Origin of the sequence: Nocardia jiangsuensis (genome assembly GCF_042650385.1) — a bacterium.
Classification (GTDB): Bacteria; Actinomycetota; Actinomycetes; order Mycobacteriales; family Mycobacteriaceae; genus Nocardia; species Nocardia jiangsuensis.
On record NZ_JBHSAX010000019.1, the window covers coordinates 442,806 to 457,804 of the forward strand.

General features: G+C 69.6%; 15 protein-coding genes. 14 read left to right on the forward strand and 1 reads right to left on the reverse strand.

Annotation, left to right across the window (positions count from 1 at the left end):
• Positions 1–121: 121 nt before the first annotated feature.
• The 3 genes from ACFO0B_RS25180 (at position 122) to ACFO0B_RS25190 (ending at position 2,547) form a co-directional block, all read left to right on the forward strand.
• Entirely contained in the window at positions 122–1,153 is a 1,032-nt protein-coding gene (locus tag ACFO0B_RS25180; protein WP_378615042.1) for an esterase/lipase family protein, read from the forward strand.
• A 107-nt stretch (positions 1,154–1,260) separates the two neighbouring features.
• Positions 1,261–2,007 carry an SDR family NAD(P)-dependent oxidoreductase gene (locus tag ACFO0B_RS25185; RefSeq protein WP_378615043.1) on the forward strand — a complete coding sequence of 249 codons (747 nt, stop codon included), beginning with the start codon at positions 1,261–1,263 and terminating at the stop codon, positions 2,005–2,007.
• A 144-nt stretch (positions 2,008–2,151) separates the two neighbouring features.
• Positions 2,152–2,547, forward strand: a complete 396-nt coding sequence (locus ACFO0B_RS25190) for an SRPBCC family protein (protein ID WP_378615044.1) — start codon at positions 2,152–2,154, stop codon at positions 2,545–2,547.
• 181 nt (positions 2,548–2,728) lie between these two features.
• On the opposite strand, the gene ACFO0B_RS25195 is transcribed toward ACFO0B_RS25190, so the two are convergent.
• The gene (locus ACFO0B_RS25195) at positions 2,729–3,172 is read right to left on the reverse strand and encodes an XRE family transcriptional regulator (protein ID WP_378615045.1); all 444 of its coding nucleotides are present in this window, start codon (positions 3,170–3,172) and stop codon (positions 2,729–2,731) included.
• A 532-nt stretch (positions 3,173–3,704) separates the two neighbouring features.
• On the opposite strand from ACFO0B_RS25195, the gene ACFO0B_RS25200 reads away from it, so the two are divergent.
• From ACFO0B_RS25200 to ACFO0B_RS25250, 11 genes are all read left to right on the forward strand, one after another.
• Positions 3,705–4,814 (forward strand): ParB/RepB/Spo0J family partition protein, encoded by a 1,110-nt coding sequence (locus ACFO0B_RS25200; RefSeq protein WP_378615046.1) that lies wholly within the window; start codon positions 3,705–3,707, stop codon positions 4,812–4,814.
• Positions 4,815–4,878: 64 nt separating this feature from the next.
• Positions 4,879–5,241, forward strand: coding sequence for an acyl carrier protein (locus ACFO0B_RS25205; protein WP_378615047.1), 363 nt, complete (start codon positions 4,879–4,881; stop codon positions 5,239–5,241).
• A 45-nt stretch (positions 5,242–5,286) separates the two neighbouring features.
• Complete coding sequence (locus ACFO0B_RS25210) at positions 5,287–6,444, forward strand: acyl-CoA dehydrogenase family protein (protein ID WP_378615048.1); 1,158 nt, start codon at positions 5,287–5,289, stop codon at positions 6,442–6,444.
• On the forward strand, positions 6,441–7,727 hold the full coding sequence (locus ACFO0B_RS25215) for a wax ester/triacylglycerol synthase domain-containing protein (RefSeq protein ID WP_378615049.1): 1,287 nt from the start codon (positions 6,441–6,443) through the stop codon (positions 7,725–7,727). Before ACFO0B_RS25210 ends, ACFO0B_RS25215 begins: the two co-directional genes overlap by 4 nt.
• 20 nt (positions 7,728–7,747) lie before the next feature.
• The gene (locus ACFO0B_RS25220) at positions 7,748–8,017 is read left to right on the forward strand and encodes a phosphopantetheine-binding protein (RefSeq protein ID WP_378615050.1); all 270 of its coding nucleotides are present in this window, start codon (positions 7,748–7,750) and stop codon (positions 8,015–8,017) included.
• Positions 8,014–9,663, forward strand: coding sequence for a long-chain-fatty-acid--CoA ligase (locus ACFO0B_RS25225; RefSeq protein WP_378615051.1), 1,650 nt, complete (start codon positions 8,014–8,016; stop codon positions 9,661–9,663). Before ACFO0B_RS25220 ends, ACFO0B_RS25225 begins: the two co-directional genes overlap by 4 nt.
• A gap of 53 nt (positions 9,664–9,716) precedes the next feature.
• A complete protein-coding gene (locus ACFO0B_RS25230; protein WP_378615052.1) occupies positions 9,717–11,207 on the forward strand; it encodes a class I adenylate-forming enzyme family protein in 1,491 nt (496 codons plus the stop codon).
• A gap of 22 nt (positions 11,208–11,229) precedes the next feature.
• Positions 11,230–11,490, forward strand: coding sequence for a hypothetical protein (locus tag ACFO0B_RS25235; RefSeq protein WP_378615053.1), 261 nt, complete (start codon positions 11,230–11,232; stop codon positions 11,488–11,490).
• Positions 11,491–11,523: 33 nt separating this feature from the next.
• Entirely contained in the window at positions 11,524–12,645 is a 1,122-nt protein-coding gene (locus tag ACFO0B_RS25240) for an SDR family oxidoreductase (protein WP_378615054.1), read from the forward strand.
• Complete coding sequence (locus tag ACFO0B_RS25245) at positions 12,642–13,583, forward strand: 2OG-Fe dioxygenase family protein (RefSeq protein ID WP_378615055.1); 942 nt, start codon at positions 12,642–12,644, stop codon at positions 13,581–13,583. Before ACFO0B_RS25240 ends, ACFO0B_RS25245 begins: the two co-directional genes overlap by 4 nt.
• Positions 13,580–14,980, forward strand: a complete 1,401-nt coding sequence (locus tag ACFO0B_RS25250; protein WP_378615056.1) for a cytochrome P450 — start codon at positions 13,580–13,582, stop codon at positions 14,978–14,980. The genes ACFO0B_RS25245 and ACFO0B_RS25250 overlap by 4 nt, the downstream gene beginning before the upstream one ends.
• Positions 14,981–14,999: the final 19 nt, after the last annotated feature.

The window sequence follows — 14,999 nt, forward strand, 5'->3', positions numbered from 1 at the left end:
CCCGGCGCCGGGACGGTAACCCCCCGCAACGGTGAGCCATCGGTACCCGGGTGCGGCTGCGCGACCTACTGTTCCCGATCGTCCGACGAGATCGCCGATACCGCTCCGGGAGGGGTCGCACGTGCACCGAGGACACCGTCGCCACTGCCTCGGGCCGGCGATCATCACCGGAGCGACGCTCCTCGTGATCGCCGCGGTGGGGATCGGCCCCGCGGTCGCCGGCCCCGATGCCGGCCGGCCCTCCGGCAGCGCCGCGGCGGGATCGACCGGCGGTTCGGTGGACACCGTCGGCTTCGGTCCGGTCCAGACCTCCTGGGCCGCGGCGACGAGCTACGCACGCACCAGGCCCGATGTCGCACCGCCAGGTACCAACGACTGGTCCTGCCTGCCGAGCGCGGCGCACCCGCGCCCGGTGCTGCTCGTCCACGGAACATGGTCCAACGCCTACGGATTCGCCGGGCTGAGCCGGCCGCTGGCGGAGGCCGGATACTGCCTCTTCACGTTCAACTACGGTGCCGCCGACCTGGCCGGGGGCGGGGGAGTGATGCCCATGATGCGCCCCGCCGTGTACGGCGCCGGCGACATCGCGGAGTCCGCGCGGCAGCTCGCGCGATTCGTCGAGCGCGTGCTCGCCGCGACCGGGGCGAGTGCGGTGGACATCGTGGGGCACAGCCAGGGCGGGCCGATGTCGCGCTGGTACCTCCGGTACGAGGGCGGCGCCGCGGTGGTCCGCCGCGAGATCACCATCGGCGCGACGAATCACGGCACCACCATGGCCGGGATCGGCGCCCTCGGGCGGGCGGTGGCCGACCTCGGCGGCCCCGCCCTCGGGCTGGTCGTCGGCCGCGCCACCAGCCAGCAGATCGCCGGCTCGGAGTTCCTCACCGCGCTGAACGCGGGGGGCGACACCGTGCCGGGCGTGGAGTACACCGTGATCGGGACCCGCTACGACACCGTCAGTACCCCGTACGAGGCCACCTTCCTCGAAGCGGGCCCCGGCGCGCCGGTCGCCAACATCACCCTGCAGGACGGCTGCGAGCAGGACCGGTCGGACCATTTCGAGATGGTGTACTCCCCGCGCACGCTCTCGATCATCCTCGCGGCTCTCGATCCCGGCACCGGTTCGACACCGACCTGTACCGCCTATGGGTGAACCGGTCCGGAGGCGGGTCGCGCCGTCAGCGGCTCGGCCGGCTCCAGGAGCCGCCGCGGTCCGGGCCTGAGCGTTCTGTCCGGATGCCGGCATCGTAGGATGGGCCCGTGTCGTTGAGCGGAAAAGTCGCGTTGGTCACCGGGGCGACCAGCGGAATCGGACGGGCGACAGCGGAATTGCTCGCCGAGCGCGGTGCGCACGTGGTGGTGTCCGGGCGCGACGCCGAGCGCGGCGCCGAGGCCGTGCGGCAGATCCGCGACGCCGGGGGCGTGGCGGACTTCGCGGGTGCGGAGCTCTCGGGGGCCGCCGACGCGCGAGCGCTGGTTCGCGCCGCCGAGGAGCTCCTCGGCCCGGTCGACATCCTGGTCAACAATGCCGCGATCGCGGTATTCGGCGCGACGGCCTCGATCGCCGAGGACGACTTCGACGCCTGCTACGCCATCAACGTGAAGGTGCCGTTCTTCCTGGTCGGCGCCGTCGCGCCGGGAATGGCCGCCCGCGGGGGCGGGGTGATCGTGAACGTCTCGACCATGGTCGCCTCCTTCGGCACCGCCGGATCGGCGGTCTACGCCTCCAGCAAGGCGGCGCTGGAGCTGCTCACCAAATCCTGGGCGGCGGAGTTCGGCCCGCACAAGGTTCGGGTGAACGCGGTGGCGCCGGGCCCGACGCGCACCGAGGGCACCACCGGGCAGTACGGCGCGGAGCGGTTGGCCGCGCTGGGCGCGCAGGCGCCGGCCCGGCGGGTCGCCGAGGCGCGGGAGATCGCTGAGACCATCGGGTTCCTCGTCGGTGATCAGGCCGGGTTCGTACACGGCGCGATCCTGCCCGCGGACGGCGGCCGCACCGCCGTCTAGCGCCACGGCGCTCACTCCCGATGGTCTACCGGGCCCACGCCGAACGGGTCCACTACGGAAGGTCGAACCGGCCCCCGGGAGTGACGAGCGGCCTTCGAGGCGCGGCGTGTGAGCACGCTCCGGTTTTCGCGCCAGGATGAGCGTATGAGACCGACACTGCGTAACGGGCGCTGGACCGTGCACCGCCACATCCCCGCAGCACCGGGGGTGGTGTGGGCGCTGCTCACCGATCTCACCGCCTGGCCGCGCTGGGGCCCGACCGTGCGCGGCGCGGCCATCGACGGCGGGCAGGTGGTCGAAGGCGCCCGCGGCACCGTGACCACGTCGGTCGGGGTGCCGCTGCCCTTCGTCATCACCGACGTCGACCCGGGACGCCGCTGGTCCTGGGCGGTCGCGGGAGTCCCCGCCACCTCGCACGGAGTGGAACCGTCCACCGACGGCTGCGAAGCCTGGATGTCCGCTCCGCTGTGGGCACCGGCGTACCTCCCCGTCCTTGCCCTCGCCCTGACCCGCATCGACCACATGGCCGGCGGGCGCTGAACAAGAGGATGTCACCGACGATGGTCCCGCACCAGGGAACAGGCTACGCGATCCCCGATGCCACAGATATGAGTTGCACTGTCCGATAACGAGTTTCATCGATAGTATTCGGCGTGATGGTGTGTCCAAGTGTAAGGGCATTCCAGCGGCATGCGCTGGATCTCGGAGGCGGCGCGGGGCGTTACGACCCCGCTTCGGGCAGATCCGGGGGATCGGGGGGCAGCCCTTCCTGTACGCGCAGGAATTTCAGATAGTCGATGAGCGAGGCGATCGATTGCTGGGACAGATCGACGGCGCGGAAGGCCACGGCCTCGAGGCCGGGCGCGGTACGCAGGCGCAGGTACTCGATCTCCTGGCGACCGCGATGCCAGGCGTCGTCGTCGGTGAAGAACCTGATGTCGACCCCGAAGGCGGCGGCGAGGCCGGTGGCGTGCTTGAGCGACGGGTTCTTCTTCAGCCCCGAGCGCAGCTGCGCGACGTAGACCGCGGAGATCGGGTAGCCGGCGTCGGCGGAGCGGCGGGCGATCTCCTCCGCGGTGTAGCGGCGGCCCTGGGTGTTCGGCACCGTGCCGAACAAGTACTCGAGCCGATCGGAGAAGGCGTTAGTACCCTTTTCGTTCGCCATGCCGGCGCGCCCACTTTCTGAGATGTTTCAATCATGCTACAGCATAGCGGGCGGTAGCCGGAGAGTAGCCTCCTCGGCGCCCGGCGTCAGACGCAGGGTCGATGCCCGTAACCGACCTGTCGTAACCTCGGAAGTTCCATTCGGACAACCTGATTCGCCGAGTGCGGTCGAGTGGAGTCGGACTGCGCTGGGCGCGCATCGATGAGGTCGAGTCGCTTCGACATGGGACGCACATCACAGATCGCGGTGACGTGGGCATGCGGAAGCATCGTCCATTATGCTTTGGCATAATCGGCCGGAGCCGAGGGAAAGCACGACGAATCTGCCTCGCCCCGGCGCTGTGGCGGCGATCGGAGTGGTCCGGTGGGATCGGTCCGGGAGGAGAACGATGCGCGGTCGCTTCGCGGTGAGAACTGATCGAGTATGAATGCCCCGTCGTGCGCGTATTCCGGATTGCACCGGGGGTGAACTGCGCTGTTGCGAACGAATTCGGGAAGCGCGGCAGCGGTCTATCTGTGAGATGTGGGTGTGCATGATTTCCGATGGAGAGAGAAACTCGCATAATTCGGACGACGGCGACCGATCGTCGGTTCTCCGCTGGCTGTCGGAGTGGGATTCGATTCCGGTGGAGAATGTCCTGATCGACTCCATTCACGGCGGCCTCGCGGTGCGGGAGGGTGCCAGTCGCAGTGCCGAACATGTTCGCGTGCTGGCGGAGTGCTCGATGCAATTGCCTCCGATCATCGTGCATCGGCCGACGATGCGACTGATCGATGGCGCGCATCGCCTCGAGGCCGCGCGGTTGCGTCGGTGCGATCGGGTGGCGGTCCGATACTTCGACGGCAGTGCGGCGGACGCATTCGCGCTGGCCGTGCAGGCGAACGTCGCCCATGGCCTGCCGCTGACGCTGGCCGAGCGAAAGGCCGCGTCCGCGCGCCTGATGGTGTCACATCCGAATTGGTCGGACCGCCTCATCGCGAAGACGACCGGGCTGTCCCACCACACCGTTGCCAAGCAGCGGAAGCGTGCAACCGGGCAAGGTGCCCAGTTGCACAGACGAATCGGGATCGACGGCAGGCAGCGGTCCGCGGGTACCGCCGAGGGGCGCGAGGCCGCTGCGCGGATCATCCGGGAGAATCCGAACGCATCCCTGCGGCAGATCTCGAGACTCACCGACGTCTCCCCCGGCACGGTCCGGGATGTGCGGGCGCGGATCGAGCGTGGCGAGGATCCGGTGCCGCCGCCACGCGAGCCGCCGTCGTCGAGTTCCGCCGAGCGGGCAGCGCGACGGTCCGCGAGCGTGCACGCGGTCGTTCCTGACACGCCGGCCCCCGTCGGCGATCCGGTGGGCCATCGGGCGGCGACGCCGATCCAGCAGGCGATCCTGCGCAGCCTGCAGAACGACCCGGCGCTCCGATTCAACGAGAAGGGGCGGTCGCTACTGCGCGCGGTCGCCGCGTCCATCAGTGAGATCGCGCTCCGGAAGCAGGCATTTCTGGATTCGTCGAGCCATTGCCACGGATCGCTGGCGAAGCTGGCGCGAGCGAATGCCCAGACCTGGACCGATCTGGCACGCCGATTGGAAACGCAGAGTGCGCAAACCGATTTCACGGCGATTGAGGTGCGGCCCCGGGAGGGTTAGGGTTCGAACAGAACGGATCGAGCCATCCGCGAAAGCGGAACTTCGGTTCTACATTGCCCGTGCGGTGCGTGTTTTCCGTGTATTCAACCCCGAGTTCGCAGTGGTTGAATACTGCCGAATTCCGGGCGCGCCAGGAAGGTTGCCTCATATGTCTACACACGCGACCGATATCGAAACAGTTCTTCTCGATATCGTCCGGAACGATCTCGCGGTGGATATTCCTGCGATCGACCGCTCGGCACGCCTGATCGCCGATCTCGGCCTCGATTCGGTGGCTTTCGCGGTCGCGCTGGTCGCGATCGAGGAGCGGCTCGCCGTGCGGGTCTCGGAGCGCGAGTTGATCGAGTGCGAGACGGTGGGCGACGTCGAGCGGATGGTGTGCCGCCACCGCGGGCCATCCGTGTCGGACGACCGGCCGGCGAGCTGAGAAGCCCGATCCAGGCAGTGTTCTCGACCGAGAAGCGGAGATTCGATGACAACTATCAGGGCCGCCGAGCCGAGCACCTTCGACCGGGTACTCGATGCGGCGTTCGACGAGGCGCTGCTCGAGGTCATCGAGCGGGCCGAGCACGGTGGGCCGAGCGGGCTCTTCCCGCGTGAGCTGATCGAAAATCTCGGTAGCGCGGGCGTTTTCGCCGGCATCTGGCCGGTGGGCGCACACGCCGACATGGCAAGCGTCGTGCGCTTGTCCGAGCGCCTGGGCGGACTCGGCTCCGCGAGCGCGGCCGCGGGGGTCAGTGCGCACAACACCGCGCTGGCGATCCTCCGGCGATTCGGCCGCTCCGACTACCTGCGCGAGCTCGCCGACCGAGCCACCCGCGGCGACGCGGTGGTCGGCCTCGGGGCCACGGAGGCAGGTGGCGGATCGGATTTCGCCATGCTGGCCACGACCGCCGAGCCCACAGCGGCCGGATTTCGGGTTCGCGGGTCCAAGAAGTTCGTCTCGCTGAGCACAGTGGCGGACGCGATCGTCGTGGTCGCGCGCGCCGCGGGCAGCCACCGCGACGGCGGCGTCACCCTGTTCGCGCTGCGCTCCGACCAGATCCACGTCGGACGGCCCTACGCCAAGCTCGGCAACGGCTACCTCGACACCGCGCCCGTCGAATTCGACGTCGAAGTGCCGGAGGAGGCGATGATCGCGCGACCGGGCACCGGCCTGGCCGCGGCGAGCGCCGGCCTCGTCGTGGAGCGGATGTCGGTGGCCGGGCTCGTGGTCGGTGCCTGCGATCTCGCGATCGGGGTTGCGGTCGCCCAGATGATGCGGCGCAGTCAGTTCGGGCAGACCCTGTTCGAGCACCAGGCGCTGCGTCTGCGCTTCGCCGACCTCCAGGCTCGCGTCGACACCGTGCGTTACGCCCTGAAGGGGCTCACCGTCGCGGGACCGGTGCCCTTCCGAGCCGCCGCGGGCATGAAGGTGACTGCCGCGCGACTCGGCGAGGAGGTGATGTCGGAGTGTCTGCACATATTCGGCGGCGAAGGCTATCTGACCGGTCCGGCGCCGATCGAGAAATGGTGGCGGGACATGAAATTGGCGCGAGTGGCGGCCGGTGGCGACGAGGTGCTCTGGGAGACCGTCGCCTCGGGAATGCGGCCCGACCTCGAGGCCCACGAGCGGTGGGTGCGGTCGTGAACCTTCGCTTCAGTGCCCTCGACGAATTCTTCCTGCAGATCGAGACCGAGCATCGCCCCACCCACTGGACGGTGGTGATCGAGCTGACACCCGCTGCCGAGCGCGCTGCCGATGTCGAGCCGATCGGCATCGAGCCGCTGCGGGCGCGCATGCAGGAGCGCATCCGGCGCTATCCGCTGTTCCGGCTCGGCGCGGACGAGACCGGTCGAGGTGGTGCCGTGCTCCGTGAATTCGACGTGCCGACCGCGACGACCTGCCTCGACTCGGCCGCGGTCGAGGACGACGCGGGCTGGCGCGAACTGATGAGCTCGCTGCTGGCACGGCCGCTGCCGCGCAACCGTCCGGCGTGGCGGGCGGTGCTGGTCGACCAGGCCGGGCCCGCGCGGCAGCGGTTGGTGATCCTCGGCAGCCACGCCGTCTCCGACGGCATCGCGGCCGCGGCCTTCGCGGCGCTGTTCGCCGACGGCGACGAGGATCGGCTGCGTCAGCTCGACCGCTATCTCGATGCCCCGCGCTACCAGGGACCGAGCGTGACGCCGCGCGAATTCTTCGCTTCGCTGCGGGCCTTCGGGCGGTCGTGGCGCGGTGCCGCGCGATCGCGGCGGCTGCCGCGGTTGACCGCGAGCTCGCGACGCATGATGGCGGCGGTGGAGTTGCCGACGGCGCTGGTGCGCCGGGCGGCCGTTCGGCACGGCGCAGGCACCGCCGAATTCCTGATCGCGGCCGTCGGTGCCGCCGTGGCGGAGAGCGCCCGAGCGGTACTGCCCACGTCCGAGCTTCCGGAGACACTGCGCGCCTTTCTGCCCGCCACCTTCGACAAGGATCTGCGTCACTCGGGCAACGCGGTGTCGATGGTGCTGGTCAACGCCCCGGCGGGTGAGGTCGCGCTGGACGAGCGAGTCGCGATGACCCGCGTCCAGCTCGGCGCGGTGCTCGACGCGCGGGCCGAGGTGGCGCTCCCGGTGCTCGCCCGGCTCGGGCGACGGCTGCCGTGGCGCGCTCGGCGGGCCGCTGCCCGGGCCGCGCTGTCGGCGCTGGCACCGGATCTGCACGTCGGGGTGAGCCCGGCCTACGTGAACCTGACATCGATCCTGGGGAACGAGTTCACCGCCATCCACACCCTGTCACCGCTGCTCGGCAACGCGCTGTCGTTCACCTGCCTGGTCATCGGCCGGACCGTTCACATCGGCATCGTCTGGGATCCGGAGGCCTGCGGCACCGAGATCGGCGCGCTCGCGGCGCGGCGGATCACGGACCTCGTCGAGGCGGGAGTGGTGCTGTGAACGATCCGATCCGGGCCGGAGTGACCGAGCTGTTCAACCGGGACCTGTTCACCGACGACCTGTTCGCGGTCGATCGGGAGTACGACGACGGCGACGAGCTGGTCGCCGATCTCGGACTCGATTCGACGCGATTCGCCATGGGCATCGTCGCGTGCGAGGACGTGTTCGGCGTGACCCTCGATCGTGAGGAATTCATGCGCTGTATCACCTTCGGCGACGTGGTTCGCCTGGTGCGTGCGGCCATCGGCGGCGCCGCGGTGCCCGCCGCGACGAAGGGAGAACGACGATGAGCGAGTTCATGTCCCAGCTGCTCGGCCCCGCGCTGGAGACCGGCCGTGGACTCTGGAGCGGCCCGAGCACCGACCTGACCGAGACCAGCTGGACGGAGATCAGCGCTCGCGCGGCGATCATGGCCGGCCGGTTGCAGAGCCTCGGCGTCGGCCACGGGTCCCGCGTGGCGATGCTCGCGCTCGATCCCGCCGACGTCGCCCCGCTGGCCCAGGCCGTCTGGATGCGCGGAGCGGCGCTGACCATGCTGCAACAGCCGACACCGCAGGCCGACCTCGGCGAATGGCAGGCCGGGTGCCGGAGCGTCGTCGCAATGCTCGGCATCGAGCACCTGGTGCTCGGGGAACCGTTCCTCGCGGTGGCGGACGGCTTCGCGGAGCACGGGCCGACGATCGTGCGGCTCGACGACGACTGGGGTACGACGCCGGGCGACCTCGTCGACTGCGCCGAGGAGGACATCGCGGTCTACCAGCTGACCTCGGGCTCGACCGGGTCGCCGAAGGCGGTCGCGATCTCGCACGGCAACCTGCACGCCAACGGCATCGCCATGCGCGGGGGCTCGCTCGGCACCCCGGAGGTCGACGTGATGGTGAGCTGGTTGCCGCTCTCGCACGACATGGGCATGATCGGCTTCCTGGTGACCCCCATGGCGTTCGGCTTCAAGGCCGTGTGCGTGTCGCCGCTCGAATTCCTGCGCTCGCCGTTGAACTGGCTGCGGATCATCACCGATCACCGCGGCACCATCACCGCGGCACCGAACTTCGCGTACTCGATCATTCAGCGCAGGCTCGCTCGGGTCGAGCAGAACGCGCACTACGATCTCTCGACACTGCGCTTCGCGCTCTGCGGCGCGGAGCCGATCGACCCGGCCGCCATGCGCGGGTTCTGCGCTGCCGCAGGCCGCTTCGGATTCTCGCCGAACGCCGTCGTGGCCGCCTACGGGATGGCCGAGGCGACCCTCGCGGTGTCCTTCGCCGGACTCGGCGGCGGAATGACCGTCGAGGTGGTCGACAGCGAGCAGTTGGCCGGCGGAGGCCGTGCCGTCCCCGTCACCGCGGCGGACGACGCACCGGCCGGCCGCGAGGTGGTGCTGCTCGGCCGACCGCTGTCCGGAATGGAGGTTCGCGTCGCGACCGGAGCACAGGCCGATCCCGGTCCAAGGGTCGTCGGTGAGCTGTTGATCCGCGGCGCCGCCGTCACCTCGCACTACCTCACCACCGAGGGCAGGCTCGACGCCGTCGACGGCGACGGGTGGCTGCACACCGGCGACGTCGGATACCTGACCGAGGACGGTCAGGTCGCGATCTGCGGCAGGTCGAAGAACGTCATCATCGTCTCCGGGCGCAATATCTACCCGGCCGATGTGGAGCGGGTCGCCGAACTGGTGGACGGGGTGCGCCGCGGCGGCGTCGTCGCGTTCGGCACCAGCGCGGCCGGCCGGCCCGAGGAGCTCCGGGTGGTGGTCGAGGTCGGCGGTGGGGATCTCGACCACAGGGAGATCCAGCGCGCGGTGGCGCGACGGGTCTTCGACCGGATCGGCGTGAGCCCGAAAGTGCTGACCAGGCCGCGTGGCGCGATCCCGAAGACCCCGTCGGGAAAGATCAGACACGTCGAGGCCAAGGCTGTTTTCGCCGGTGTCACCGTCTGAGCGACATCTCGCCGATTCGTCCATCGAGCACCTGTGCCGAGAAAGGGAATGCCATGCCATCGGCCCCCGCAGTTCGTGAACTCGCCGCCCGCTATCTGTTGCGTGCCGAGGAGGCCCCCGAGGCCGATGCCATCGTCTACGCCCGTTCCCCGTTCGAGGGTCGCAGCCTCAGCTGGGCCGATGTCGCCGAGCGCAGTGAGCGGCTGATGCGCGACTACCGCGCGACCGGGATGGCGGCGGGGTCGCGCTGTGCACTGACCCTCGCCGACCACCTGGACATGATCCCGGCACTGCTGGCGCTGTGGCGGCTCGACGCGACCGCCGTGCTGATCGACCCCGCTTGGGGTGATCGGTTGCGGACCAACGTTGTCGAGCACTCCGGCGCGGATTTCGCGCTGGACATGACGGGCCCGGCGGAAGCGGTGCGCCTGCGGGGATCGGGCCGGTTCGCCGCGCCGCTGCCGGAGGGCACGGCGATGCTCGGCTACACCTCGGGAAGCACCGGCGATCCCAAGGGCATCCCCTTCACCCACAGCAAACTCGCACTCACCATGCACTATTCGGCCGCCGCGTGTACCTACCGCCACGGCGCGCGGCCGCGGCGGATCGGCTGCAACGCCCGGCTGTCGGGTTCCGGAGTGCTGAATCTCAACTACACCTGGGCGCCCTTCGGTGACGCGGCGACCGTCGTACTGCCCGAGCTGACCCTGAGCACGGCGAGGAGCTACTGGCGGGCGGTGGAGGAGTTCGGTGTCGAACAGGCGTACCTGTTCCCCGCTCAGGTCGAGATGGTGAATCAGGTGGCCCTGCCGCGTTCGCCCGGGGGGACGGCACCGCTGTGCCTGACCGGAAGCGCGCCGGTCTCGGCGCGGCTGCAGGCCCGGTTCGAGGAACGCTTCGGTCTCCCGCTGGTGAACTGCTTCGGCATCTCCGAGGCCATGTGCACCATTTTCTTCGGCCACCTCGATGCGAGCGGTAGTGCCACCACGGACATCGGGGTGCCGTGGCTGTTGCAGGCCCGGCTCGTCGACGAGGACGGCGCGGTCGTCAGCGGCGCGGGGGAGGGCGAGCTGCAGCTGTCGGGGCCGACGCTGCTCGATCATTACTACAACAACGAGGCGGCCACCGCGGCCGCCTACGACGGGCGCTGGTTCCGCACCGGCGACATCGTCCGGCGCAACGCCGACGGCGTCTACCGGATCGCGGGCAGGCGCAAGCACGTCGTGATGAAGGGCGGCTTCTCCATCTACCTGAACGAGGTGGAGGAGGCCGCGCTCGCGGTGCCCGGCGTGCTGGAGGCGGCCGCGGTGCCGCTGCTCACCCACGATCTCGAGGACCTCGGGTTGCTGGTGCGGTTGCACGCGGACTCCGCGGCGACCACGACCGATGTGCACGCCGCCCTGCGCGCGAGCCTCGGCGTGCAGCGCGCGCCGAGCCGCGTCGTGCGTGTCACCGAGCCGCTGCCGCGGACCGGCCCCGAGAAATTGGACCGGCGGGCCTGTGAGCAGCGCTGGACAACCGAGACCACCGTCGGCGTGCGCTGACCCGAGAGAACCGAGAGCTGTCATGACCATCCTGGACGAAGCCGAGTTCATCGACGCCACGGCGGAGTACCTCGCCGCACTGCGCGGACCCGAACACGGCCCGGTGAACGCCGACGAGAACCTGGTCACGGACTCCGGTCTGGAATCGCTACAGCTGGTCGCGCTGCTGCGTTTCATCGAGACCCTGCGCGGCGACGAATTGCTCGAGTTCCCCGAACTCGGCGACCTGACCCTGCGCACTGCCTACCGATCGCTCTACGTCGGCATCCCGGCACCGATCTGACCGGCGTCCGACCCCCGCAACCGAGGAGCCGACATGCTCACATCCAGCGACACCGTGCTGCTCACCGGCGTGACCGGCTTCGTCGGCGGCGCACTGGCGGTGGAACTGCTGCGCCGCAGCGATGCCGAACTGGTCTGCCTGATCCGCCCACGCGGTGCCGAATCCAGCGCCGCGCGGCTGCGGGCGGCGCTGCGCGCGAGTGCGGACATGTACGACATCGAGCTCACCGGCGAGCAACTGTCCCGCTGTCGCGCCGTGACCGGCGACATCACCGCGCCGACCGGCGGCGTGGAGCCGGGCGATCTGCGCGGTGTCACCGAGATCTGGCACGCCGCGGCCTCGCTCGCGTTCGAGGAGGTCCGCGCCGAGGAGATCACGCTGCACAACGAGCAGGGCACCGCGAACATCGTGGATCTGGCCCGCAAGATCGACTGTGCCGTCTTCAACTACGTCAGCACCGCCTACGTGGCAGGGCAGCGACGCGGCCGGGTCGGGGAGACTCCGGTCCCGGAGTCGACCACCCCGAACAACCACTACGAGCGGACGAAGATCGCCGCCGAGCGCATCGTCACCGGCGCCGGATTCGACACCGCCCGCATCTTCCGCCCGAGTATCGTCATCGGGCACAGCAGGACCCGGGTGGCAACGACCTTCAGCGGGCTGTACGGCTTCATCCACGGCTTGCAGCGCACGCGCGCCACGGTCCGGCGATCACTCGGCGATCTCCTGAACTTCCGGCCGCTGCGGCTGCTCGCCGCGGGGGAGACGCCGGTCAACTTCATCCCGATCGACCTGGTGGCGAGTGCCGCGGTTCGGATCGCGAACCACGGCGCGGGCAGTGGCATCTACCATCTCGCCAACACCACCCCGCCCCGGCTCGCCGACTGCTGGGACAGCGCGACCACCACGCTCGGGATGGTGCGCCCCGTGTTCGTCGACGACACCGGTGATTTCACCCTCGTCGACCAGAAGCTGGACGAGCAGCTCGGCTTCTACCGCCCCTATCTGAACGACGAGAAACACTTCGACGTCTCGAACTCCGAGGCCGTGCTCGGGGTGGGCGCCCTGTCCTGTCCGCTGAGCGCGGACGAGATGTCCCGCTATGTGGAGTGGTTCGTCGATCACCAGGAATCCGCCATGGAGACTCCGACATGACAATGCGTCGACACGATGTGATGGACGGACCCGCGGCCCGCGCGGTCCGGGGAGCGATCACCGAGATGGCCGAGATCAGGGCCGAATACGCCCGGAATCGCTCGATTTTCGTCGAAGGTGAGCGGATGGCGCGGCTGCTGCGTGGGCTCGGAGCCTGCGACGCCGACCTGGAGGCGCTGCAACGCGCCAGTACCGACCTGCCCGACGATCCGACGCTGCCCTTCCGGAAATCTCGGAACGGCCGGTTCGTCTTCGACAACGACGCCGGCCGGATCGACCGGTTGGAGTTCCAGCCCTTCGTGCTCTCGGCCGACGAGGATTTCGTTCGCTACGATTCCGGCCGGATCCGGAAATTCGCCGAGATCCGCGACCTGCAGGCGAATCCCGCCCTGCGGGGCCTGCTGCGCTTCAAGGCATTCGTGGTCGACGGCCTCGACATCGCCCGGCGCCCGAAACTCGACTACGACAGCGCGAACTGGATCTGCACGCTGTTCCACCTGCGCACCGTGACCACTCCCGAACTCCTCGGCGAGCCCGCGCTCGAGGGGGTGCACAGCGACGGCGTCGACCACACCATGACCACCATGCTCGGCGCGGAGAACATGACCGATGGCAGCGCGTGCACCTTCATCCACGACATGGGCGAGACCAACGCCGTCGCATGGGACGAAGTGGACCCGAAGCTGCGCGTCGGCCGGTACCAGCACCGGAGCTTCCTGGACACGTTGCTCGTCGTCGACCACGAGTTCAAGCACAGCCTCTCGCCGGTCCGGGCGGCCGACGCCGCGCGCGTCGCCACGCGGGACATGCTCGTCTTCTTCACCAGGAAGCCGACGGTGCCCGGGCACATCTCGAATCGGCACGATTCGCTGCGCAGGCACGAAACCCTGCCGCTTTCCGTACCGCTCGTCCGCGGCGCGCTCCAGGAGGAAACATGACCGCGATCGACCCGAGGCGGGCCGAACCCGTCCCGACCGCTCCGCGCGGGCCGCGAATATGGGTGTGGCCCGCGCTGCTCTGGGGCATGATGCGCCGCGGCGACGACCTCATCGACGAACAGTTCGACCGCTACGGCGATGTGGTGTGGCTCCCGCTGCCGCGATTCCCGCACTTCCTCCCCGGCGGCGCGCAACTGGTGCTGCTGCGCGATCCGGCGCTCATCAAGCCGCTCTTCACCGCCCCCGACGAGCTGGTGGATTCCGCCGGCGCCAACCGCGCGCTGGAACTGCTCTACGGCGATCGGTCGCTGTTTCTGCTCAACGGTCCCGATCATCGCCGGTTGCGCAGAGTGCTGCTGCCCGGGCTGCGTGGTGATGCGCTGGCCACGTGGGCCACGTTCATCGCCGACAGCGCCGAGCGGGAGACGCGCACCTGGTTCGGCCGGGACCGGGTACTCGTGCACCCGTCCATGCTGGACCTGTCGCTGGAACTGATCCTGAAGATGTCGCTGTCCATACCCGATGCCGAGATGTCGCGGTGGATGCCACCCATGCGGGAACTGCTCGCCACGGCCACCTCGCCGCAGGCGACGTTCCGGTACGGGCTGCGTCAGCTCGGCGGGCTGCGGCTGTGGCGCGGCTTCCGGCGGGTCCGCGCCCGCTGCGACGAACTGGTGTTCGGCGAGATCGCCCGCAGGCGCGCGCACCCCGAGATCGAGCACAGCGATCTGCTCGATCTGCTCCTGCGCGCCGAGGGGGAGCCGCTGACCGATCGGGAACTGCGGGATCAGCTGTTCACGATCCTCATCGGCGGGCACGAGACTTCGGCCACGCTCGCCAGCTGGGTGCTCGAGCGGCTGGTGTACCACCCCGATATCTACGCCAGGGCGATCGCGGAGGCTCGCGACGGCACCGGGCACGAGTACATGGACGCGATCGTGCAGGAGACTCTGCGGCTGCGGCCCCCGCTGGCCTTCGTCGGCCGCATCACCCGCCGCAACTTCGCCCTCGGCGAGCACGTGTTCCCGCCGAACACGCTGATCCTGCCGGTCATCCGCGCCGTGCACCGCAGCGCCGAGCTCTACCCCGACCCCGAAGTGTTCCGACCGGAACGATTCCTGGAGAGTCGCCGGACCCCGTTCGGGCACATCCCCTTCGGCGGCGGTCCGCACCGCTGCCTCGGTGATCACATGGGCGTTTTCCAGACCCGCTCGGTGGTGCAGTCCATCCTGCGGATCGCGGATCTGTCCGGGGTCGCGGCCGGCGGCGGGGAGCGCATCCGGCGCAAGGCGCTCGTGCTCGTCCCCGCGCAGGGCGGCATCCTGCGCGCGACCCCGCTCGGACGGCGCGAAGGGGAAGCGCAGATGATCAAAAATGTTCCGCACGAGCATGATTGACACCACCGTGTAGACCCAG

Bases quoted from the DNA above. Each gene is read 5' to 3' on its own strand.
- ACFO0B_RS25190 (WP_378615044.1), top strand. From the start codon at position 2,152: ATGAGACCGACACTGCGTAACGGGCGCTGGACCGTGCACCGCCACATC.
- ACFO0B_RS25195 (WP_378615045.1), bottom strand. From the start codon at position 3,172: ATGGCGAACGAAAAGGGTACTAACGCCTTCTCCGATCGGCTCGAGTAC.
- ACFO0B_RS25200 (WP_378615046.1), top strand. From the start codon at position 3,705: ATGATTTCCGATGGAGAGAGAAACTCGCATAATTCGGACGACGGCGAC.
- ACFO0B_RS25210 (WP_378615048.1), top strand. From the start codon at position 5,287: ATGACAACTATCAGGGCCGCCGAGCCGAGCACCTTCGACCGGGTACTC.
- ACFO0B_RS25225 (WP_378615051.1), top strand. From the start codon at position 8,014: ATGAGCGAGTTCATGTCCCAGCTGCTCGGCCCCGCGCTGGAGACCGGC.
- ACFO0B_RS25230 (WP_378615052.1), top strand. From the start codon at position 9,717: ATGCCATCGGCCCCCGCAGTTCGTGAACTCGCCGCCCGCTATCTGTTG.
- ACFO0B_RS25235 (WP_378615053.1), top strand. From the start codon at position 11,230: ATGACCATCCTGGACGAAGCCGAGTTCATCGACGCCACGGCGGAGTAC.
- ACFO0B_RS25240 (WP_378615054.1), top strand. From the start codon at position 11,524: ATGCTCACATCCAGCGACACCGTGCTGCTCACCGGCGTGACCGGCTTC.
- ACFO0B_RS25245 (WP_378615055.1), top strand. From the start codon at position 12,642: ATGACAATGCGTCGACACGATGTGATGGACGGACCCGCGGCCCGCGCG.
- ACFO0B_RS25250 (WP_378615056.1), top strand. From the start codon at position 13,580: ATGACCGCGATCGACCCGAGGCGGGCCGAACCCGTCCCGACCGCTCCG.